Below are 20,775 nucleotides of genomic sequence, written 5' to 3' on the forward strand. Positions count from 1 at the left end.
GCGCATCCAGACCGCATGCTTTCGGTGCTTGATATATTCCGGATCGGGATCGGCCCCTCGTCCTCTCACACGGTCGGGCCGATGCGGATCGCGCGGACATTCGTACAGGGTCTGGCGAAGTCGGGACGGCTTGAGCGTACCGCGCGTGTCGCGGTCGAACTGCAGGGCTCGCTCGCGCTGACCGGCGTGGGGCACGGCACGGTCGATGCCTCGATCCTCGGCCTCATGGGCTTCGCTCCCGATACGACCTGCCCCGACGAGGCGGCGGACGCGCTGGATCGGGTGCGGAACGAGAAATCGCTCGCGCTTGGCGGGAAGAGGAATATCGGTTTCGACCCGGCAGCCGATATCGATCTTGCCGGGCATATCATTCCGGATTTGCACCCCAACGGCATGACGTTGACGGCCTACGATGACGACGGCGCGCAACTTTCGCAGCGAACCTATTACTCGACCGGTGGGGGCTTCGTTGCTTCCGAAGCGCAATTGAAGCGCAAGCCGAAGGACGACCGGATCAATACCGGCACGCAGGTGCCACACGATTTCGGCTCGGCCGAGGAATTGCTGGCTGCCTGCGCAAGCACGGGCCTGCCCATCGCACATCTGGTACTTGCCAACGAAGACGCATTCCGTCCGCGCGAAAAGACACTTGCGGGCATCGACCGTGTCGCAGCGGCGATGGACCAGTGTATCGATCGCGGGCTGTCGCAGCGGGGCCTTCTGCCTGGTGGATTGAAGGTCGTACGGCGCGCGCCCGATCTGTGGGACAAGCTCTCCGCCAATCCGCAGTCGAACGAGCGCGAGCAATTGTTCGACTGGCTCAACTGCTACGCCATGGCGGTGAACGAAGAAAATGCCGCCGGGGGGCGCGTGGTCACTGCACCCACCAACGGTGCGGCAGGCATCATCCCGGCGGTGATCCGCTTCTATTGCGAGGAGGAAGGCGCGCGTTGCAGCGAGAAGCGCCGTGTTTTCCTGCTTACCGCCGGAGCGATCGGCCTGCTTTACAAGCAGCGTGCCAGCATTTCCGGTGCCGAGATGGGCTGCCAGGGCGAGGTCGGCGTTGCCTGTTCGATGGCGGCCGGCGGGCTCGCCGCGCTGTGGAGCGGTACACCGCAGCAGGTCGCGAGCGCGGCGGAGATCGGCATGGAGCACAATCTAGGCCTGACCTGCGATCCCGTGGGCGGGCTGGTCCAGGTGCCGTGTATCGAACGCAACGCCATCGGCGCGGTAAAGGCGGTCAATGCCGCACGCCTCGCGCTCCATCGGACGGGCGCCGAAAGCTGCGTCAGTCTGGACCAGGTGATCGAAACGATGCGCCAGACCGGGATCGACATGTCGAGCAAGTACAAGGAAACGAGCCAGGGCGGACTGGCGGTCAACGTCATCGAATGCTGACGCTGTTCGCAGTGGTGGGCGCGGTGTCGGGAGCGCTGGTCCTGGGCGCTGTCTGGGGCCTTTACGGGACCTTCCGCGCGCGTGTGGAAGGCGTGGTGGTCGCCATTGCGGGCGGAGCGCTGTTGCTTTCGCTGGTGCTCGACCTCGTGCAGCCCGCAATCGAGAAGAGTTCGATGATAACCGCGCTGCTGGGGGTTTTGGCGGGCGCGGGGATCTTCGCGGTGGTCGATTATTGGATCGACGAGAAATGGGGCTCGCAAGGTGGCGGCGGAATGCTCGCCGCGGTCACGCTCGATGGTATTCCCGAAAACCTCGCGCTTGGTGTGGCCCTGATCGGTGCGGGAGCGCACGAAGCTGCGGCGCTGGCGGGATCGATCCTGATCTCCAACCTGCCCGAAGCGGCCAGCGGGGCACGGTCGATGCGCGAAGAGCAGGCGTTCTCCAAGGGGCACATACTCGCGATATGGGCGAGAACCGCGGCAATCCTGTCGCTGGCGGCGCTTCTGGGGAACACGCTGTTTGCCGCGCTCAATCAAGATCTTCTGGCGTTCACAAGCTGTGTCGCGGCAGGCGCGGTCGCGGCAAGCCTGACGACCGAAATCATGCCCAAGGCGCACGAACAGGCGCGCCATTGGGCAGGCTTTGCGACGGCTGTGGGATTGCTGCTGGCCCTGGTCCTGCATTCGCTGGGCGGCGGATAGCCTATCGACAGCGCGGCGATTGGCCCTAGTGTAAAACAATATGGGAGAAAAACAGATAGCCGCGCTGGCCGAACCCTTCGGCAGCTTTCCACACATCATCGCCGACAATGCCGCCACCTTGGGCGGGCAAGTCGCCATACGCGACGACGAGGCCGAGCTAAGCTGGGCCGAGCTGGGCGACAGAGTCGAACGGATCGCCGCCCGGCTGGTCGAGGATGGGCTCGAGCGTGGCCAGTCGGTCGCGATCCTGGGCTATTCGTCGATTCCCTATGCGCTCGTGTTTCTCGCCGCCATTCGCGCCGGGGGCGTGGCTGCGCCCCTGACCACCAGCGCCAGCCCCGGCCAGCTTGCCGGGATGGCGCGCGATTCGGGCGCGCGTCACATCTTCGTCGATCGCGCGAAGCTGGCCGAACTGGGCGAGGATTGCTTCGCGGGCATGACGCGAATCGTGCTCGACGAGGAACTCGACGGTTGGATGGCTGCGGAAGGGACCATGGCGCCAGCTTACGATCCCCAGCCGGGCGATCCGTTCAACATCATCTACTCCAGCGGGACGACAGGCACGCCCAAGGGCATAGTGCATTCGCATCTCATGCGCTGGCGACAATTCGCGTCGACTGCGGCAAGCTGGCTCGAAAGCGGCCTGCCGGTCCGCACGCTGGCATCCACGCCGCTCTATTCGAATACCACCATGGTCGCCTTCCTGCCGCCGCTTCTGGCGGGCGGGGCGGTGCGGGTGATGCGCAAATTCGATTGTTTGCGCTGGCTCGAGTGGGCGCAGGAAGACCGGACGAGCGCGACCATGCTGGTGCCGGTGCAATATCGCCGCCTGATGCAGGAACCGCGCTTCGACGAATTCGACCTTTCGGCGCTGCAGCTCAAATACTGCACCTCGGCGCCTTTCCCCGCCGAACTCAAGCGCGAAGTGCTCGCGCGAATGCCCGGCGCGCTGATCGAAATCTACTCGATGACCGAAGGCGGGGTCGTTTGCCTGCTCGAAGCGCACAAGTTTCCCGACAAGCTGCACACGGTCGGGCGTCCCGCCCCGGGAAGCGAACTGAAAGTGCTTGATGACGAGGATATTCCGGTGGCGCCGGGCGAGGCGGGCAACCTGATCGGGCGCAGCCAGACGATGATGGAAGGCTACAAGAACCAGCCCGATAAAACGCGCGAGGGATACTGGACCGATCCCGATACGGGCGAGGTCTGGCAGCGGATGGGGGATATCGGCCGCGTCGATGCAGAGGGGTTCGTCGAACTGGTCGGACGCGCGAAAGACATGATTATTTCGGGAGGGTTCAATATCTTTCCGGTCGACCTGGAAGACGAACTCGTCCGTGAGGACGACGTGGTCGAGGCAGCGGTGATCGGTGTACCGAGTGAGCGCTGGGGCGAAACCCCGGTCGGGTTCGTGACCGTGCGGGATGGCGCTCGCGACTGCGAGGCGATTCTTGCAGGCGTCAACGCAAGGCTGGGCAAGACGCAGCGCCTCGCCCAACTCCACGCGATCGACGAAATGCCGCGCAGCCATATCGGCAAGCTGCTCAAGACAGACCTCCGCGAGGAAGCGGAGCGGCGCGGCCTGCCCGAATAGGGCACGCCCAGGCCTTGCGCCGGATTATCTTTTAATATTATGTATATCCTTCGATTTTCATCGAAGGGTCGCATTCTTCCATCATTGTGAGGGGGCAAGAATGCAGTTCAGTCGTGTCACTGTCGTGGCCGTGATGTCCATGGCGCTATGCGCCTGCGGCAAGTCTTTCGACGGACCGGACGAGGGGGATCTCGGAGACTTCCTCGAAATGGAACTCGACGAGGGCATCGAAGCCGAGGACATCGAAATCATCGCTGCGCAGAATGTCGGCGACGAGATCGAGCCGATCTACCGGACGCGTGCCAATCTCGACCTCGTGCTCGAGGAAGACTTCGTCGAACGCGTCGACGAGATCGGCGATCGTCCGGTGGTCAAGGTGGTCGCCGAAGAAGGTACCGAATATCCAGCGGTCCTGTTCACCCGCTCGGAGCCGATCGGCGAAGACTGGACGGTCCGCATCGAAAAGCTTCAGGTGCGCAACCGCAAGGGCCGCCCGCTGTCGAGCTTCTCCGATTACATCATCGAAGGATCCGACGAGGAGAAGCAGGCGCTCGAGGCCCAGAAGCGCGAGGATGCCGAAGCCGAAAAGCAGGCGGCCGAGCGGCTCGCCGCGGCCCGGCGGGGCTTCGCGGCGACGTGGACCGCCAGCCAGCCGCTCAAACGGCGCGGCTCGGTCTATTCGCGGAGGGGCCAGCAGATCGGAGTGAGCTTCGACCTCAAGCCCGGCGAAGACGGATTCGGCCGCGGCACCGGCAGGGTCTACGATTTCGCCGATCCATCGGTCTTCGCGCAGTCCGATGTGACCTATACGGTCGACGACAGCGGCGATTTCGCTACGGTGACTTTCCTCGCGCGCGCGCAGCATGACGAGCTGGGCTTCTATGTGACCGAAGGTACCAACTTCAAGCTGACCGACGACGGCAAGGCCGATATCGGCAATGGCCGCTGGTCGATCGCGATGAAGAAATAGCCAGCAAAAACGGGCCGAAACCTTCGGCCCGTTCGGCGTAGCGGGGCGGTTTCGCTGCGGAACCACCCCGTATCGTTTGCAGGATCAGTCGCGGCTGGCGAGGGCGAGCGTCTGACGTGCTTTCAGCGTGCGCTTGGCTTTCTTGTAGCTGCGGCTTACGCAGTTGCGATTGGCCCAGCTGGCATTGTCGCAGGCTTTTTTCGCGGCGCTCAGCAGGCGCTTGTCGAGCGTGCGCATGTGCTCGGGATTCGACAGGTCGAGTTCGCCATAATCGACCGCAGCGGTGTTCTCGGTCAGATCCTGCGCGATCGCGGGAACGCTGGCCGAGGCGGCGATTGCGGCGATGGTGGTAAGAATGATGCGACGCATGGGAAGTCTCCTTGGGAGGTGATTCGAACGGTCGCCTTCGTCGTGCATCCTGTTTGTATTATCGCCGTCATGGTGCGCCGCATCATGAAATGCTGCAAGTGCGAAAGGCGCACTGGAAGGTGCACGCGGCTCATCAAAGCGTTTCGAGACGCGGCGCCGACTTCTTGGGGGGAGGGAGAGGAATGTCGGCGGCCGCGTCTCTACTCGCTGCCATATCGCCTCGCCGGTGCGGGGGCCGATAGCCTGCCGCAGGTGGCGAGGAAGGCCAGAAACGTGGCTGCTTGGGGGGCCAGCGCTTCTGTAACTCGTCCGGGACGGGAGGGTCAGGGTTCACCGTCCGGCTGTGAGGGAGAAATAATCTTTCATGCCCGCGTACAAAAGTGAGAAAAGATCGAAAGATGTTGCGTTTTGCGCAAGGGCGAAGGAGCGCCTTTCTGGCGACGAAACCCGACCTCTCCCGATTGCCTGGGTCTAAGTAGGCGATTTGGCTGTCGAATTGCGTGGCGGCAAGCCGCCGCCGCGGAAGAGTGTGCGGCACGCATCGGTAAGCTCAAGCGCAAAACACAGCGCCGGGTCGCGCAATCGTTGTGCCCTTGCGGATAATTTCCCGGCATCGCTCGCCACTCGCCTGCGAGTCGCTGGACAGGTACGGCATGCTGGCCTTAACGGGATGGCCATGCAGGCAGAACATCTTCCCGATTCCATTCTCATCGTCGACTTCGGCAGCCAGGTCACCCAGCTCATCGCACGTCGTGTGCGCGAAGCAGGCGTATACTCCGAGATCGCACCTTTCACACAGGCGGAGGAGGCGTTCCATCGCCTGCGGCCCAAGGGCATCATCCTGTCCGGTTCGCCTGCCAGCGTGTGCGAAGAGGGCAGCCCGCGTGCCCCGCAGGTGCTGTTCGACAGCGGATTGCCGATCCTCGGCATCTGCTACGGTCAGCAGGTGATGAGCCAGCAATTGGGCGGCGAGGTTCGTCCCGGCCACGAAACGGGCGAAGGCGGCGAGTTCGGCCGCGCATACCTGACCGTCACCGAAGAGTGCGCCCTGTTCGACGGTCTGTGGAAGACCGGCGAGCGCCACCAGGTATGGATGAGCCACGGCGACAAGGTCACCCAGTTCGCGCCCGGCTTCAAGATCGTCGCCACCAGCGACGGCGCACCCTTCGCGGTGATCGCTGATGAAGAGCGCAAATATTACGGCACCCAGTTCCACCCCGAAGTGGCCCACACGCCCGATGGCGGCAAGCTGCTCGCCAATTTCGTGCGCCATGTCTGCGGCCTTGCAGGCGACTGGACCATGGCCGAATTCCGCAAGACCAAAATCGAGGAAATCCGCAGCCAGGTGGGTGACGCAAAGGTCATTTGCGGCTTGTCGGGCGGTGTCGATTCCGCCGTTGCCGCAGTCCTCATCCACGAAGCGATCGGCGACCAGCTGACCTGCGTCTTCGTCGATCACGGGCTGATGCGCATGAACGAGGCCGAACAGGTCGTGACCCTGTTCCGCGACCATTACAACATCCCGCTCGTCCATGTGAACGCGGAGGACATGTTCCTCGGCGGGCTCGAAGGCCAGACCGATCCGGAAAAGAAGCGCAAATTCATCGGCGGCGCGTTCATCGACCTGTTCGAAGCCGAAGCGAAGAAGATCGGCGGCGCGGATTTCCTTGCGCAGGGTACGCTCTATCCCGATGTGATCGAGAGTGTCAGCTTCACCGGCGGGCCAAGTGTCACGATCAAGAGCCACCACAATGTCGGGGGCCTGCCCGAACGGATGAATATGGAGCTGGTCGAACCCTTGCGCGAACTGTTCAAGGACGAGGTCCGCGAACTGGGCCGCGAACTCGGCCTGCCCGAAGTGTTTGTCGGCCGCCATCCCTTCCCCGGTCCCGGCCTCGCGATCCGGATCCCGGGCGAAGTCACGAAAGAACGCTGCGACATCTTGCGCAAGGCCGATGCGATCTATCTCGAGGAAATCCGCAATGCGGGCCTTTATGACGCAATCTGGCAGGCCTTCGCCGTGCTGCTGCCGGTCAAGACCGTGGGCGTGATGGGCGACGGGCGCACCTATGACAGCGTCTGCGGCCTGCGCGCGGTGACCAGTACCGACGGCATGACCGCCGATATCTACCCCTTCGACAGCGCTTTTCTCAGCCGTGTGGCAACGCGCATCATCAACGAGGTGCAGGGCATCAACCGCGTGGTCTACGACTATACCAGCAAGCCCCCCGGTACGATCGAGTGGGAGTGAAGCGAGGCGGGATCGTGCCCGGCGTCTGCGAGACCGTGCAGAATCTTATCTCGAGGCGGTTCATCGAAACTTGATCTGAATCAACGCCTTTCACGCGAATCGCCTGCATGATGTGACCACAACCGTACAAGCGGGAGCCACGCAATGTTCCGAATGATGCTCATCCTGTTGCCGATTGTGGCGACGTCGCTGATGGGAATGGCCGTCATCGCGGTGCTGTCGATGGATATGAATGCCGAATGGCAACCGATCGCCATCGCTGCGGCTGCGGGATTGATCGTTTCGTTTCCGATTTCCTGGTTCGTTGGCAGGCGGATAGTGGCGGTGACGGGCTGGGGCAACTGACGGTCGGCGAAGCGCTGGCTTGCTGTCCCGGCGCTTGCCGGATTATCCCGGCGCGATGCAGCTCTCTCTCGGTCCCGATCCACGTGCCGAAACGCTCCGGCGCCTTCAGCTCCTGCTGGTGCAGCGCTTCGGGCATATAGGGCGGGCCGCGGCGGAAAGGCGCAGACCCGAATGGGTGATCGTACAAGGCGTGATCGGGGCGCGGACCAAGTCTGAGGTTTCGAACGCGGCGACCGATCGGTTGCTGACACGCTATGGCAGTTGGGAAGGTGTTGCGGGGGCACCGCTCGATGCGCTTCAGCAGGAACTGGCTTCGCAGACCTACCCCAATATCGCGGCGGAGCGGCTCAAGGCATGCCTCACCGATCTGATCGAGCGACGCGGTGCGGTGGACCTGTCGCATCTGGAGCGGATGGATACCGGCGATGCGATGGAGTGGCTTGAACAGCTCCCTGGCGTCGGGCGCAAGATCGCTGCCGGGGTCATGAATGCCTCGACACTGGATCGCCGCGCGATAGTGCTCGATTCGCATCACCGGCGCATCCTCCAGCGCATGGGCCTGGTGCCCCCAAAAGCCAGCACGGCGCGCGCCTTTGATGCGATCATGCAGGCAATGCCCGAGGAATGGTCTGCCGCCGATTATGACGAGCATCACTTGCTGATGAAGAAACTCGGCCAGACATGGTGCCGCCCATCTTCGCCCGACTGCCTCGATTGTCCGGCACAGGCGCTGTGCGAGACGGGAAGGAGCCAAGGCTGATTGCAGCGCGGCGCGGCTTGCGCCACAAGGGCGCGCAATGAGGCGTATCGGCTCGATCCTGTTGTGGTCCGCAATCGCGGCGGCGTTTATCGGACCTGGCACGGTAGCGGCCGCTGCCAGCGCGGGCGCGGGAACGGGCACCGCGCTGCTCTGGGCCATTCTGTTCTCCGGCATCGCCACGTTCACTTTGCAGGAATTCGCCGGGCGGCTGGCGGTGGCTACGGATCAGGATCTCGCCACTGTTCTGCGCCGCCGCTATCCTACCGGTTTCGCGCGCGCGGCCACTCTGCTGCTGGTCGGCGGGGCGGTTCTGCTGGGATGCGCAGCCTATGAGGCAGGCAATATTCTCGGCGGCGCGGCGGGCACGATGCTGGCGCTCGACCTGCCCAGAGACGTGGTGACGGTGATACTGGCGCTTGCGGCGGGCAGCCTTCTGCTCGCCGGATCGCCGCAGGTTGTCGCCAGGCTGATGGCGATATTCGTCGCCTTGATGGGGGCAGGCTTTCTGGCGGTGGCGATCTCGCTCTCGCCTCCTCTCGGCCCTGTGCTGGCAGGGCTCGTACCACACCCGGGCTTTGCCGACGATCCTGCCGTGCTGCTGGGCGTATTGGCGTTGGTGGGCACTACCGTGGTTCCTTACAACCTCTTCCTGGGAGCGGCACTGGCGCGGGGGCAGAACCTGCGCGAAATGCGATTCGGCCTGGCCGTTTCGGTAGGAATCGGCGTGCTCATCACCTCGGCGATCTTGATAGTCGGCACCGCGCTTGCGGGCGCCTTCTCGTTCGAGGTGCTCGGCGACACGCTGGCGAGCGAGCTTGGCGCCTGGGCGCGAACCGGATTCGGCATCGGTTTGCTCGCAGCCGGGATATCCTCCGCAGTCACCGCTCCGCTCGCGGCGGCGCTGACCGCGCGCGGACTGTTCGGTGCAGCTGACGCGCCGGAATGGGGGGCGAGCGGCTGGCGGTTCCGGTCCGTCTGGTTGGCCGTTCTGGGGATCGGCCTGGTGTTCGGCCTTGCCGATATCCGGCCCGCACCGGCGATCCTAGCCGCGCAGGCCTTCAATGGCGCGCTTCTCCCACTCGTTGCGCTGTTCTTGCTCGCAGCGATGAACGACGACGCGCTGCTGGGCGAAAACGCCAACGGCCTTGCCGCCAACGGCTTCGGCCTGCTCGTAGTGGGAGTAGCGACCATGCTCGGCCTCACTGCGGTCGCCCGGGTGGCGGGTTCGATCTTCGGGTTCGAACTGCCCGACCCGGGCCTGATGCTGCCCGCCTTCGCCGTTCTCGGCGTGTTCATGGGCCGCGCCGCGACACGCCGCGCACCGCGATGACTGGCCTGCTGCCGGAGGGTCGGGTCGAAGAGGTCTACCGCCGCCTGTCGCATGCGATGCCCGGACGCACACGCGGGGCGAAGGGGCCGAAAGGTCAACCCGATGCCTTCCGGTCGTGCATCTCCTGCATGCTGTCGGCGCAATCGCTCGACAGGAACACCGCCGCTGCCACCCGTGCGCTTTTCGCACTCGCAAAGACGCCGGAGGACATGCTCGCACTCGACGAGAGCGAGATAGCGGAGGCGATCAAGCCATGCGGGCTCTATAATAGGAAAGCGCGCAATATTCGCGCGTTCTGCACAGCGTTGCTGGCGGACCATGGCGGGGTGGTGCCCGACACGCGCGGGGGACTGATGGCGATGCCCGGCATCGGGCGCAAATGCGCGGATATCGTGCTGAGCTTTACCTTCGGCAAGGATGTGATCGCGGTCGACACCCATGTGCACCGCGTATGCAACCGTATCGGCCTGACCGATGCCAGGACTGCCGATAAGACCGCTGCGCAACTCGAAGGCCGCTCACCCGAATGGGCGCGAGGCGACGGACATTTCTGGCTGATCCAGTTCGGTAAGCGCATCTGCACTGCGCGCGCGCCAAAATGCGAGACATGCCCCGTCTCGGATCTGTGTCTCTCCTACCGCGCGGGCTGGAAAGGCTGATTGCGTCGAGCCAGACTGGCGGTGCCGACAAGGCGTCGCATCGGCGCCGCAACGCCGCAGCGGTCAGCCTTCGGCATCGACCTCGGTGTAGGGTATGAAGTCGTCGAGCATAAGCACCCCGCTGAAGAACCCGCCCACGCGGTCGACCAGTTCGATCGTGTCGGTTCGGCAAAGCGAGCTGCCGCTAAACCGCTTCAGCACCATCACATCGCTATCGTCGATGCTGTCCGGATTGCGGGTATAATTGACCCAGATCGTCTTGCCATCGCGATAGACCAGCGCGGTATTGTCGATCTGCGTCAGGTTGCGGCTGCCGAATGTGTTGATGCAGCTTTGCGGCTCGCCCGCCACACGCCCTTCGAGCATTTCGGCAAGCTTCTTCTCGCCGCGTGTCATCTCTTCGGATTCTTCGGCCAGAGCGGGAGCGGCCAACAGACCGAGCGCGGCAGTTGCGAGAGCTAGAGGCTTGAGCATGGCGAATCTCCTGTTGAGCGGAGGAATGCTAAACCATGCTGGCTGAACCTGCGATGAGTTATGCGGTGCCGCCTACCGTGATGCCGTCGATCAGCAGGGTGGGCTGGCCGACGCCTGCTGGCACGCTCTGCCCGCCTTTGCCGCACATGCCGATCCCTTCATCCAGTGCCATGTCGTTGCCGATACCGCGCACCTTGGTGAGCACGGTCGGGCCGTCGCCGATCAGTGTCGCGCCCTTGATCGGGGCCACCACCTTGCCCTTTTCGACCTTGTAGGCCTCGGTGCAGGCGAAAACGAATTTGCCCGACACGATATCGACCTGCCCGCCGCCGAAACTGGTGGCATAGATGCCGTCGTCGACGCGGCTGAGCAGCTCCTCCGGATCATCATGGCCGCCCTGCATGAAAGTGTTGGTCATCCGCGGCATGGGCGCGTGTTCATAGGATTCCCGGCGACCATTGCCGGTCGCCTCGACGCCCATCAGCCGGGCGTTGAGGCGGTCCTGCATGTATCCCTTCAGGATACCGTCCTCGATCAGCACCGTCTCGCGCGTGGGTGTGCCCTCGTCGTCAATGCTCAGCGAGCCGCGACGGTTGGCGATGCTCCCATCGTCGATCACGGTGACTCCGGGCGCGGCCACGCGTTCGCCGATACGTCCGGCAAAGGCGCTGGTGCCCTTGCGGTTGAAATCGCCTTCCAGCCCATGGCCGACCGCTTCGTGCAGCAAGACGCCGGGCCAGCCGGGGCCGAGCAGCACGGTTTTTTCGCCGGCAGGCGCCTCGACGCTTTCGAGATTCACCAGCGCCTGGCGGACCGCCTCGTCGACCGCGTTCATCCAGCGGCCTTCGTCGAACAGATCGTCGTAGAGATAGCGACCGCCGAAGCCGAAGCTGCCGGTTTCGCGGCGGCCGTTGCTCTCGGCGACGATGCTTACGTTGAGGCGCACCAGCGGGCGGATGTCGCGCGCGGTGAAGCCGTCGGCGCGGATGATGTCGATCGCGCTCCAGCTTCCCGCCAGGCTTGCACTGACCTGCGCCACGCGCGGGTCCCTGGCACGCGCAATGGCGTCGATCTTCTCGAGTAGGCCGACCTTTTCGGCGAAGGGCACGAGGTCGAGCGGGCTGGCGTCGGTATAGAGATGGCGGTTGGTGCGCTCGGGCGGGGCGGCGTGCGGCGATGTGGTCGCATCGAGCAATTGCAGCGTTTCGCCTGCGCGCGCGATTGCCCTTGCGCTGATCTCGTTGGCGTGGGCGAAGCCCGTGGTTTCGCCCGATACCCCGCGCAGGCCGAAGCCCGAATCGCGGCTGTAATCGGCGGTCTTCAGCCGTCCGTCATCGAAGGCGAAACTCTCGGTCGCCATGAATTGCAGGTAAAGCTCGCCGTCGTCGCACTGTGCCAGCAGGCGCGCGGTCAGCGCCTTGGCTTCCTCGGGATCGAGCTGGCTGTAGAGCAGGGCGTGCGGGTCGGTCGCTTGCGTCATGCCCTGCTATGTAGGGGCTGGCAGGTGCGATGGCGAGGGGCCGTGGCAGCCTTTACCGATGCCCGGGGTCGCCGCCCTCGGAAATATCCATCAGGGTCGATTGGTCGACACCATCGGCGGGGCCGCCTTCGAGAACGAAGCGCCGGTCGCAATAGCCGCAATCGACATAGCCATGCTCGTCGATCTCGAGATAGATCTTCGGATGGCCGAGCGCGGCCGCGCGGTAGTTCTTACCCGTGCGGATGTCGGTCGCACCGTCGCACCACACGCGGTGGGTGGTGACCATGGACACTTCGGGAGGTGGCAGACTCATGGGTGGGCCGATAATGGGTTTGACCGAGCCGCTCAAGAGCTTAGGTCACGCGGCATGAGTATGCCTCCCGCCATCCGCATCGACAACCTCGTCAAGGAATATGCCTCGCCCGGCCCGGGCGAACCGCCAAAGCTCGCCCTGAAAGGCGTCAGCTTCGATGTGCCGCAGGGCGGGATCTTCGGACTGCTCGGCCCCAATGGCGCGGGCAAATCGACGTTGATCAATATTCTCGCAGGGCTTGTACGCAAGACCGATGGCAGCGCGGAGATCTGGGGCTTCGACATCGGCGAAAATCCGCGCAATGCGAAGCGTTCGATCGGGATCGTGCCGCAGGAAATCGTCTTCGACCCGTTCTTTACACCGTTCGAGGTGCTCGAGAACCAGGCCGGTTTCTACGGTATTCCGAAGTCGGAGCGTCGCAGCGAAGAACTGCTCAAGGCGGTGCATTTGTGGGATAAGCGCGATGCCTATGCGCGCACGCTGTCGGGCGGGATGAAGCGCCGCCTGCTGATTGCCAAGGCCATGGTCCATTCGCCCCCGATCCTCGTGCTCGACGAGCCGACGGCGGGTGTCGATGTGGAACTGCGCCGCCAGCTCTGGGAACTCGTCACCGACCTCAACCGTGAAGGCGTGACCGTGGTGCTGACCACGCATTATCTGGAAGAAGCCGAGCAGCTCTGCGACCGGATCGCGATCATCAACCATGGCGAGCTGATCGCCGACAAGCCGACTCGCGAACTTGTCGGCATGGCGCGGGAGAAGATCGTCGCGGTCACCGTGGACAAGGATCTGGGAGGCCCGATCATGGAAGAGGCCTTCACCAAGGCCGAGGTGATCGAACCGCGGCGGCTCGAAATCACCTATGATCGCGACAAGGCGAGCGCGGGTCAGGTGCTAGCGATCGTCCAGTCGCACGGCTACGCGATAGAGGATGTCACCACGCGGGAGGCCGATCTGGAAGACGTCTTCGTCCAACTGACGGGCGCGGGGTAATCCGTCAGGCGAGGCCTGCGCGTTCCAGATCGCGGCGCATCTGGCTCTTGCGGAAGCCGCGCCCCGAGAACAGCCGCGTGAAATCGGCCCAGTGGTCGAAATGCTGCAATTGGCGGTGGTAGTAATTCACATATTCCAGGGCCGCCAACAGAGCGGCTGCGAAGGCGACCCAGAAGTCGCCGCGCGACCGGGCGATGCCGGGCTCGATCAGTGCGCCGATCACACCCAGAACGGCAAGAATCGTAGCGATGAACAGCGGACGACGCCATTTGCTCAACGTCCGCAATGTGGGGCGCAGGGTGTCCTGCCCATTCAACTGGGCCAGCTTGGCGCGCCAGTAGAGCGTGCCGACCAAAAGCAGTCCGCACATCGGAACGAGGGCGAAAAGCGCAAGCGGACCCACCTCCCCGCCTGCGAGCGCGATCATTATCGCGGGCAGGATGACGACGTTCGCGCCTTCCATTTTCCAATAGCTCGACAAGCGCTTGGCGAGATCGCCCTTGCTGGCGGGACTTTCGACCATCGCCGCGTTCAAGCAAAGCGGACAGGAATAGGCAAGGGATTGCCTCGCGGAATCCGGGTTAGAGGAAACCGCGAGGCCCAAGACCTGCATCGTGCACCTGAAGCAATTGCCAATGGTACGGTTCGATTTCTTCCATCGGTGCCTTGCAATTGCGGCAGCGCCCAACCTGTTGGCCGCCAACGCGCTTCACGTTTTTCTCATCTATACGGTGCCTGCCGACAGCGCAGGCAATTCGTCCCAGTCCCATTGACGACCCTTAATTCCCGGTTTTCGTTATCCCCTGCCGATTCGGGCGGTAATGTGGCGAAGCAAAAACCTTAACCGTGCTGCGCCGGAGCGTTCCCTGCTTGCCGCGTAACGATTGCCTCGGCATGACGCGCGCATGACAGACACATCTCACGACGTCCTCGTCATCGGATCGGGCGCTGCCGGACTAACCGCGGCGCTGGCGCTGGCAGAAACCAAAAAAGTGCTGGTGCTGGCGAAGGGGCGGCTGGACAGCGGCTCGACTGCCTGGGCGCAGGGCGGGATCGCCGCCGTGCTCGATGCGGGCGATACGTTCGAGAATCACATTCGCGACACAATGGTCGCCGGCGCGGGGCTCAACGATATCGAGACGGTCGAGTTCGTGATCGAACGCGCGCCCGCCTCGATCGACCGTCTGTGCGAACTTGGCGTGCCTTTCAATCGCGAGGCCATGGATGAGGGGGGCGACCTCCACCTCACGCGCGAGGGCGGTCATTCGCATCGCCGGATCGTTCATGTGAACGACGCGACCGGCTGGGCGGTGCAGGCCGCGCTGCTCAAGGCGGCGGAGGAGAATCCGAACATTACCCTGTTGCCGGGCCAGAGCTGCATCGATCTTGTGACGGGCCGCAACCAGGCCGACTATTCGGGTTCGGGCCGGGTGTGGGGCGCTTATGCGCTGGACGAGGAAAGCGGCAAGGTTGTGACCCATCTGGCGCGCGCCACAGTGCTCGCGGCGGGCGGTGCGGGGCGCGTCTATCTTTTCAGCACTTCTCCGCGCGGCGCGACGGGCGACGGGATCGCCATGGCCTGGCGTGCGGGCGCGCGGGTGTCGAACATGGAGATGATGCAGTTCCACCCGACTTGCCTCTACAATCTCGAGGTCAAGAATTTCCTCATTACCGAGGCGGTTCGCGGCGAGGGCGGGCGGCTGTTCAATCCCGTCACGGGCGAGCGCTACATGGAGCAATACGATCCTGAGCGCATGGAGCTGGCGCCGCGCGATATCGTCGCGCGTGCGAATGACGATCAGATCAAGCGATACGGGCTGGACTATGTCCATCTCGACATCAGCCATCGATCGCCCGAATTCGTGGCCGAGCATTTCCCGACAATTCACGAGAAACTGCTCGGGCTCGGGATCGACATGACCAAAGGTCCCATTCCAGTCGTCCCCGCACAGCATTACACATGCGGCGGGGTGAAGATCGGGCTCGATGCGAAGACCGATTTGCCCGGGCTTTGGGCGGCGGGCGAATGCACCGAAAGCGGCCTCCACGGGGCCAACCGGCTGGCGTCGAACAGCCTGCTCGAATGCTTCGTCTTCGGCGAAGCGGCGGCCAAGGACATCCTCGAATGCTGGGACCAGCTCGACGATCCGCCCGAAATCCTCCCATGGGACGAAAGCCGGGTCACCGATTCCGACGAAGAGGTGGTCATCAAGCAGAACTGGACCGAGATCCGGCGGTTCATGTGGAATTACGTGGGCATCGTGCGCACGACCAAGCGGCTGGAGCGCGCAGGCAATCGGATCGAGATGCTGCGGCAGGAAGTGGAAGACTATTACGGCAGCTTCCGGGTCACCACCGATCTGATCGAGCTGCGCAATTTGCTCGAATGCGCTGCCCTGATCGTGCGAAGCGCGCTGAAGCGGCACGAAAGCCGGGGGCTGCATTTCATCATGGATTATCCGCAGACCGACCCTGTCGCGCGCGATACCGTGCTCGTCCCGTAAGGGCGGCTGGCGGCATCGCCGCCGCCGGGTACGCTCGCCCCGCTCAGTCCAGGTTCCGGTCGGGCCGCATCGGCGGCATATCGCGCCCGAATTGGTCTGCAAGGGGCTGGCTGTCGCCGCGTGCGATAGTGTCCATTTGAAAGTAGCGAACGGTCACCGTATCGAGCTTGCGATAGAATGTGACGCCGATCCTGCGGTTATCGGCCCAGATGATCTCGCCTTCGACACAAACCCTGTCGATCAGCGTGACCGTCACTTTCCGGCCTCTCGATGCGCTCTTGCTGTCGCAAGCGATCATGCAGCCGTCAGCCGAGAGGTTCAGCATCCGACCCCGCATCACGGCATCGTTCACCGCGACCAGAATTTCCTTATTCGTATTTAAGCGTTCACGCTTACGCCGTTCCATTGGTTGATGACCTTAGCGACCCGAGCATCTTGCCTCAGTATCAGGGTCCTCTGGCCAAGAGGTTTCGTATTGTAAAAATGCGTCAAATCTGGCCGGAAATGACGGATTTCCTTCATGGAACCTAACGTCTCGGCCAGGCCCATCTGCCGAAAGACCAGTCGCCGCGCGGCGACCATTGATCGGATGCGTAATGGCGGACGACATGGGCGTCGATCGGTTCGAGAAAAAAGATGCCGATGCTTTCGCCCAATTGCCAAGCGACTTGGCCCTGAGCGATGTATTCCGGCAGGAGCGCCAGTTCGACCGGCGCCCCGATCCTGGGTGTGAGATCGGGGCATTCGACCATGCAGCCGGACGGCGAGAGATTGCGCATGACGCAGCGCAGGCCGATATCGGCGATGGTGATGCGCACGAATTCCTGTGTGAGCGTGCGCCCCTCGCGTCTGCGATCGACCATGGCGTGTCCCGTTGCTGTCGGTTTGCGACCGCAAGGAAGATGGACCGCGAACGCCAGGTGCGCTTGTATCCGAACGACATATTCGCGCGCGCTTTTACCCGGCGGTTACCATAGTTTTACCCTTCTCCCGATTTCGCGATGGACAATTTTCGGCAATTCCGGTGAATCTGCGGGAAACGGGTAGAGGGAGACGCGGTTTGCCAACGGTGACAGCGAACGGAATCGAGATTCATTACGAGGCCCATGGCGACGAGGCTAATCCGCCGATATTGCTGATCATGGGCTTCGGCGCGCAACTGACATTATGGCCCGATGAGCTGGTGGAAGCGCTTGCCAACCACGGCTTTCGTGTCATTCGCTACGACAATCGCGATATCGGCCTCAGTCACAAGTTCGACGGTGTGAAGGCACCCGGCCTTGTCAAAATGACTCTGCTGTCCAAGATCGGCCTCACGCCCAAAGTGCCTTATACGCTGGCCGATATGGCCGATGACGGGGCGGGCCTGCTCGACGCATTGGGAATCGCCAAGGCCCATATCGTCGGGGCGAGCATGGGCGGGATGATCGCGCAGCATCTCGCCTCGCGCCACGCGGACAGATGCCTCTCGCTCACCTCGATTTTTTCGTCCACCGGCAATCCCAAGCTGCCGCCCGCGAAACCCGAAGCGCTGAAGGCCCTGGTCACACGGCCCAAAAGCACCGAGGAAGAGGCGCTGGTCGAACATGGCATGATGCTCGCCCGCACCATCGGTTCGCCCGGCTATCCGACTGCGGATGAACGCCTGCGCGAACGGACCAGGGCGAGCGTGCGGCGCAGCTTCTATCCCGAAGGGCCGACTCGGCATTTGTCGGCGATCGTCGCCGATGGCGACCGGCGCGACATGCTCGAAACCATTTCCGTGCCGACTTTGGTTCTGCATGGCGAGGACGATCCACTGGTCCCCTGCGAAGGTGGCCGCGATACCGCTGCCTCGATTCGCGGAGCGAAGCTGAAGACGATCCCGGGATGGGGGCATGATCTCCCGCTCGAACTGGTCGACGAGCTTGCCGATGCAATCGCCGACCATGCGAAGGCGAATGCGGGCTAGGTGGGTTCGTCTTTGAGCCGCGCCCAGCGCGGCTGCCTACACCCGCTTCCGGATTCCAAAATTGCGCGTCCGGATTCGAACGAATCTCAACCCGGCACGATCATTTTTGCCCGCAAAATTTTTTTCCCGGATTCATTTTCGCCCTTGCGCTCGCCGCGAGTCCAGCTTCGTCCACGCGTCGCGGCGTTGCAACAAGATAAGTCACCATGCCCCGACCCTGCGTGTCTGCGGTAAATCGCGGCCAACCCCCTTGCGCTGGAGTCCCGGCTGATTCAGTATCTAGTGGTAGAGCGGCTGGGGGTACCCACAAGACCTAGCGATTTGCGGCGGGCTTCCCATATTGCAAGGATGGCGCGACCAAGCGGGCTTGTGGGAAAATAAGGGACAAGTTTTTGCCCCGGAGCCGCAAGGAATTGGTAGGCGAGGGCGATGCCCCGGCGACTCGAACACAAGCGGAACATGCGGGCCTGGAAGCAGGCACGCGAATGATACGGACAGCGGGGCAGACGATGGATTTCAAGAGCGGGGACGATACGGCGATGGCACTGGATCTGGATAGACAGGACACCGTCGAGGAGCCCACCACCGGCAAGAAAGCGGTTGCGATGGACAAGATTGATGAAGGCAGCGAAGGACTCGTCCAGGAAGCAGCGGGCGAAGCGCTGGCCGGTGCTGTGGCGAGTGCGGCTGCCGCTGCCGCCAAGGAAGACAGCAAGAAAGTGCTCGACCGGCGTTTCGACGTGCAGATCGACGAGAGCCGCGATGCCCTGCTGACCGAATTCGGCAAGGAAACGCTAACCGATCGCTACCTGCTGCCGGGTGAGAAGTATCAGGACCTGTTCGCGCGTGTCGCGGATTATTTTGCCGACGATGCGGAACATGCGCAGCGCCTCTACGATTATATTTCCAGGCTGTGGTTCATGCCGGCGACGCCCGTTCTGTCGAATGGCGGCACCACGCGCGGCCTGCCGATCTCGTGCTATCTCAACAGCGTTTCCGACAGCCTCGACGGGATCGTCAATACCTGGAACGAGAATGTCTGGCTCGCATCCAAGGGTGGCGGCATTGGCACCTATTGGGGCAATGTCCGCGGCATCGGCGAACCCGTCGGCCTCAACGGCAAGACCAGCGGGATCATTCCTTTCGTCCGCGTGATGGACAGCCTGACGCTGGCAATCAGCCAGGGCAGTCTGCGGCGCGGATCGGCCGCCTGCTATATCGATGTATCGCACCCCGAAATCGAGGAATTCCTCGAAATCCGCAAGCCCAGCGGGGATTTCAACCGCAAGGCGCTGAACCTGCATCACGGCGTGCTGGTCACCGACGCCTTCATGGAGGCGGTGCGCAACGGCGAGGAGTTCGATCTGGTTTCCCCGCGCGACGGCTCGGTTCGCAAGACGATAGATGCCCGCAGCCTGTTTCAGAAGCTGGTCGAAACCCGGCTTGCGACGGGCGAGCCCTATATTGTCTTTTCCGACACGGTGAACCGGATGATGCCCAAGCATCACCGCGAGCTTGGGCTCAAGGTATCGACCTCGAACCTGTGCGCCGAGATTACCCTGCCGACCGGTGTCGACCACCTCGGCAATGACCGCACGGCGGTATGCTGCCTGTCCTCGCTCAATCTCGAGAAATGGGACGAGTGGAACGAGGACAAGACCTTCATCGAGGATGTCATGCGCTTCCTCGACAATGTGCTGCAGGACTATATCGATCGCGCACCCGACGAAATGGCCCGGGCGAAATATTCGGCCATGCGCGAACGCAGCGTCGGCATGGGCGTGATGGGCTTCCACTCTTTCTTGCAATCCAAGGGCATCGGCTTCGAAAGCCCGATGGCGAAGGTGTGGAACCTCAAGATGTTCAAGCATGTCAGCGCCAAGGCTGAAGAGGCCAGCATGGTGCTCGCCAAGGAGCGCGGCCCCTGCCCCGATGCGGAAGAAATGGGCGCGATGGAGCGCTTCAGTTGCAAGATGGCGATCGCGCCGACCGCGTCGATCAGCATCATCTGCGGCGGCACCAGCGCCTGCATCGAACCGATCCCGGCCAATATCTACACGCACAAGACGCTGTCGGGCAGCTTCATCGTCAAGAACCCGTATCTGGAAAAGATCCTCGACAAGAAGAGCAAGAATTCGACCAATGTCTGGAACTCGATCCTCGAGCAGGGCGGCAGCGTCCAGCATCTCGATTTCCTGACGGCGGAAGAAAAGGCCGCCTTCAAGACCAGCTTCGAGATCGATCAGCGCTGGCTGCTCGAATTCGCGGCCGACCGCGCGCCCTTTATCGATCAGGCGCAATCGCTGAACCTGTTCATTCCGGCCGATGTCGACAAATGGGATCTGATGATGCTGCACTTCCAGGCGTGGGAGAAGGGCATCAAATCGCTCTATTACTTGCGCTCGAAGAGCGTGCAGCGCGCCGGTTTTGCAGGCGGTGTGGAAGCCGACAATACCGCAGATGCGGCCAAATACGAACTGGCCGCCGGCGGTGAGCAGACCGATTACGAGGAATGCCTCGCCTGCCAGTAAGCGAACAAAAGCCCGCATAAAACGCCCCCAGGCCGCCGACCGCCAGGATCGGCGGCCTCAAGCTTGTGTTGATCGCGCGCTCGATCGTCCTCTGGCTTATCGGGATGGCGCCGCTGAAGGACATTCGGCGATCGGTCGACGGCGGGGAGCAA

Annotated in this window: 20 protein-coding genes; 13 read left to right on the forward strand and 7 right to left on the reverse strand. The window is 63.0% G+C overall.

What is annotated here, in order from left to right:
• Positions 1-15 precede the first annotated feature (15 nt).
• From MUY37_RS01605 to MUY37_RS01620, 4 genes are all read left to right on the forward strand, one after another.
• Entirely contained in the window at positions 16-1,398 is a 1,383-nt protein-coding gene (locus tag MUY37_RS01605) for an L-serine ammonia-lyase (RefSeq protein ID WP_499193734.1), read from the forward strand.
• On the forward strand, positions 1,392-2,099 hold the full coding sequence (locus tag MUY37_RS01610) for a ZIP family metal transporter (protein ID WP_499193735.1): 708 nt from the start codon (positions 1,392-1,394) through the stop codon (positions 2,097-2,099). Before MUY37_RS01605 ends, MUY37_RS01610 begins: the two co-directional genes overlap by 7 nt.
• A gap of 40 nt (positions 2,100-2,139) precedes the next feature.
• Entirely contained in the window at positions 2,140-3,693 is a 1,554-nt protein-coding gene (locus MUY37_RS01615) for a class I adenylate-forming enzyme family protein (protein ID WP_499193736.1), read from the forward strand.
• 100 nt (positions 3,694-3,793) lie between these two features.
• A complete protein-coding gene (locus MUY37_RS01620) occupies positions 3,794-4,663 on the forward strand; it encodes a hypothetical protein (RefSeq protein ID WP_499193737.1) in 870 nt (289 codons plus the stop codon).
• A gap of 84 nt (positions 4,664-4,747) precedes the next feature.
• On the opposite strand, the gene MUY37_RS01625 is transcribed toward MUY37_RS01620, so the two are convergent.
• Positions 4,748-5,032 (reverse strand): UrcA family protein, encoded by a 285-nt coding sequence (locus MUY37_RS01625; protein ID WP_499193738.1) that lies wholly within the window; start codon positions 5,030-5,032, stop codon positions 4,748-4,750.
• Positions 5,033-5,708: 676 nt separating this feature from the next.
• Here MUY37_RS01625 and guaA point away from each other — a divergent pair.
• From guaA to MUY37_RS01650, 5 genes are all read left to right on the forward strand, one after another.
• Positions 5,709-7,283 carry a glutamine-hydrolyzing GMP synthase gene (guaA, locus tag MUY37_RS01630; protein ID WP_499193739.1) on the forward strand — a complete coding sequence of 525 codons (1,575 nt, stop codon included), beginning with the start codon at positions 5,709-5,711 and terminating at the stop codon, positions 7,281-7,283.
• 144 nt (positions 7,284-7,427) lie between these two features.
• A complete protein-coding gene (locus MUY37_RS01635; protein ID WP_115415342.1) occupies positions 7,428-7,628 on the forward strand; it encodes a hypothetical protein in 201 nt (66 codons plus the stop codon).
• Positions 7,629-7,647: 19 nt separating this feature from the next.
• Positions 7,648-8,388 carry an endonuclease III domain-containing protein gene (locus tag MUY37_RS01640; protein WP_499193740.1) on the forward strand — a complete coding sequence of 247 codons (741 nt, stop codon included), beginning with the start codon at positions 7,648-7,650 and terminating at the stop codon, positions 8,386-8,388.
• Positions 8,389-8,425: 37 nt separating this feature from the next.
• A complete protein-coding gene (locus tag MUY37_RS01645) occupies positions 8,426-9,718 on the forward strand; it encodes an NRAMP family divalent metal transporter (RefSeq protein ID WP_499193741.1) in 1,293 nt (430 codons plus the stop codon).
• Complete coding sequence (locus MUY37_RS01650) at positions 9,715-10,377, forward strand: endonuclease III domain-containing protein (protein WP_499193742.1); 663 nt, start codon at positions 9,715-9,717, stop codon at positions 10,375-10,377. The genes MUY37_RS01645 and MUY37_RS01650 overlap by 4 nt, the downstream gene beginning before the upstream one ends.
• A 63-nt stretch (positions 10,378-10,440) precedes the next feature.
• Here the strand turns inward: MUY37_RS01650 and MUY37_RS01655 are convergent, their stop codons facing one another.
• The 3 genes from MUY37_RS01655 to MUY37_RS01665 are packed head-to-tail and all read right to left on the reverse strand — an operon-like array spanning position 10,441 to position 12,644.
• On the reverse strand, positions 10,441-10,851 hold the full coding sequence (locus MUY37_RS01655) for a hypothetical protein (RefSeq protein WP_499193743.1): 411 nt from the start codon (positions 10,849-10,851) through the stop codon (positions 10,441-10,443).
• Positions 10,852-10,909: 58 nt separating this feature from the next.
• Entirely contained in the window at positions 10,910-12,331 is a 1,422-nt protein-coding gene (tldD, locus tag MUY37_RS01660) for a metalloprotease TldD (RefSeq protein WP_499193744.1), read from the reverse strand.
• Between the two features lie 52 nt (positions 12,332-12,383).
• Positions 12,384-12,644 (reverse strand): zinc-finger domain-containing protein, encoded by a 261-nt coding sequence (locus tag MUY37_RS01665; protein ID WP_499193745.1) that lies wholly within the window; start codon positions 12,642-12,644, stop codon positions 12,384-12,386.
• Positions 12,645-12,698: 54 nt separating this feature from the next.
• On the opposite strand from MUY37_RS01665, the gene MUY37_RS01670 reads away from it, so the two are divergent.
• Positions 12,699-13,637, forward strand: a complete 939-nt coding sequence (locus MUY37_RS01670; RefSeq protein ID WP_499193746.1) for an ABC transporter ATP-binding protein — start codon at positions 12,699-12,701, stop codon at positions 13,635-13,637.
• 4 nt (positions 13,638-13,641) lie between these two features.
• Here the strand turns inward: MUY37_RS01670 and MUY37_RS01675 are convergent, their stop codons facing one another.
• Positions 13,642-14,160, reverse strand: coding sequence for a hypothetical protein (locus MUY37_RS01675; RefSeq protein WP_499193747.1), 519 nt, complete (start codon positions 14,158-14,160; stop codon positions 13,642-13,644).
• Positions 14,161-14,542: 382 nt separating this feature from the next.
• Between MUY37_RS01675 and nadB the strand changes: the two genes are divergently transcribed.
• Complete coding sequence (gene nadB, locus MUY37_RS01680; RefSeq protein ID WP_499193748.1) at positions 14,543-16,141, forward strand: L-aspartate oxidase; 1,599 nt, start codon at positions 14,543-14,545, stop codon at positions 16,139-16,141.
• Positions 16,142-16,184: 43 nt separating this feature from the next.
• On the opposite strand, the gene MUY37_RS01685 is transcribed toward nadB, so the two are convergent.
• Both MUY37_RS01685 and MUY37_RS01690 read right to left on the reverse strand, forming a co-directional pair.
• Positions 16,185-16,547 carry a PilZ domain-containing protein gene (locus tag MUY37_RS01685; protein WP_499193749.1) on the reverse strand — a complete coding sequence of 121 codons (363 nt, stop codon included), beginning with the start codon at positions 16,545-16,547 and terminating at the stop codon, positions 16,185-16,187.
• Positions 16,548-16,668: 121 nt separating this feature from the next.
• Positions 16,669-17,004 carry a PilZ domain-containing protein gene (locus tag MUY37_RS01690; RefSeq protein WP_499193750.1) on the reverse strand — a complete coding sequence of 112 codons (336 nt, stop codon included), beginning with the start codon at positions 17,002-17,004 and terminating at the stop codon, positions 16,669-16,671.
• Between the two features lie 206 nt (positions 17,005-17,210).
• Here MUY37_RS01690 and MUY37_RS01695 point away from each other — a divergent pair, with 206 nt between their 5' ends.
• Both MUY37_RS01695 and MUY37_RS01700 read left to right on the forward strand, forming a co-directional pair.
• Positions 17,211-18,092, forward strand: a complete 882-nt coding sequence (locus tag MUY37_RS01695) for an alpha/beta fold hydrolase (RefSeq protein WP_499193751.1) — start codon at positions 17,211-17,213, stop codon at positions 18,090-18,092.
• 509 nt (positions 18,093-18,601) lie between these two features.
• On the forward strand, positions 18,602-20,623 hold the full coding sequence (locus MUY37_RS01700; protein ID WP_499195100.1) for a ribonucleoside-diphosphate reductase subunit alpha: 2,022 nt from the start codon (positions 18,602-18,604) through the stop codon (positions 20,621-20,623).
• Positions 20,624-20,775: the final 152 nt, after the last annotated feature.

Origin of the sequence: Qipengyuania sp. ABI-127-1, assembly GCA_022953095.1 — a bacterium.
In the GTDB taxonomy this organism is placed as follows: domain Bacteria; phylum Pseudomonadota; class Alphaproteobacteria; order Sphingomonadales; family Sphingomonadaceae; genus Qipengyuania.

Bases quoted from the DNA above. Each gene is read 5' to 3' on its own strand.
- MUY37_RS01605 (WP_499193734.1), top strand. From the start codon at position 16: ATGCTTTCGGTGCTTGATATATTCCGGATCGGGATCGGCCCCTCGTCC.
- MUY37_RS01610 (WP_499193735.1), top strand. From the start codon at position 1,392: ATGCTGACGCTGTTCGCAGTGGTGGGCGCGGTGTCGGGAGCGCTGGTC.
- MUY37_RS01615 (WP_499193736.1), top strand. From the start codon at position 2,140: ATGGGAGAAAAACAGATAGCCGCGCTGGCCGAACCCTTCGGCAGCTTT.
- MUY37_RS01620 (WP_499193737.1), top strand. From the start codon at position 3,794: ATGCAGTTCAGTCGTGTCACTGTCGTGGCCGTGATGTCCATGGCGCTA.
- MUY37_RS01625 (WP_499193738.1), bottom strand. From the start codon at position 5,032: ATGCGTCGCATCATTCTTACCACCATCGCCGCAATCGCCGCCTCGGCC.
- guaA (WP_499193739.1), top strand. From the start codon at position 5,709: ATGCAGGCAGAACATCTTCCCGATTCCATTCTCATCGTCGACTTCGGC.
- MUY37_RS01635 (WP_115415342.1), top strand. From the start codon at position 7,428: ATGTTCCGAATGATGCTCATCCTGTTGCCGATTGTGGCGACGTCGCTG.
- MUY37_RS01645 (WP_499193741.1), top strand. From the start codon at position 8,426: ATGAGGCGTATCGGCTCGATCCTGTTGTGGTCCGCAATCGCGGCGGCG.
- MUY37_RS01650 (WP_499193742.1), top strand. From the start codon at position 9,715: ATGACTGGCCTGCTGCCGGAGGGTCGGGTCGAAGAGGTCTACCGCCGC.
- MUY37_RS01655 (WP_499193743.1), bottom strand. From the start codon at position 10,851: ATGCTCAAGCCTCTAGCTCTCGCAACTGCCGCGCTCGGTCTGTTGGCC.
- tldD (WP_499193744.1), bottom strand. From the start codon at position 12,331: ATGACGCAAGCGACCGACCCGCACGCCCTGCTCTACAGCCAGCTCGAT.
- MUY37_RS01665 (WP_499193745.1), bottom strand. From the start codon at position 12,644: ATGAGTCTGCCACCTCCCGAAGTGTCCATGGTCACCACCCACCGCGTG.
- MUY37_RS01670 (WP_499193746.1), top strand. From the start codon at position 12,699: ATGAGTATGCCTCCCGCCATCCGCATCGACAACCTCGTCAAGGAATAT.
- MUY37_RS01675 (WP_499193747.1), bottom strand. From the start codon at position 14,160: ATGGTCGAAAGTCCCGCCAGCAAGGGCGATCTCGCCAAGCGCTTGTCG.
- nadB (WP_499193748.1), top strand. From the start codon at position 14,543: ATGACAGACACATCTCACGACGTCCTCGTCATCGGATCGGGCGCTGCC.
- MUY37_RS01685 (WP_499193749.1), bottom strand. From the start codon at position 16,547: ATGGAACGGCGTAAGCGTGAACGCTTAAATACGAATAAGGAAATTCTG.
- MUY37_RS01690 (WP_499193750.1), bottom strand. From the start codon at position 17,004: ATGGTCGATCGCAGACGCGAGGGGCGCACGCTCACACAGGAATTCGTG.
- MUY37_RS01700 (WP_499195100.1), top strand. From the start codon at position 18,602: ATGGATTTCAAGAGCGGGGACGATACGGCGATGGCACTGGATCTGGAT.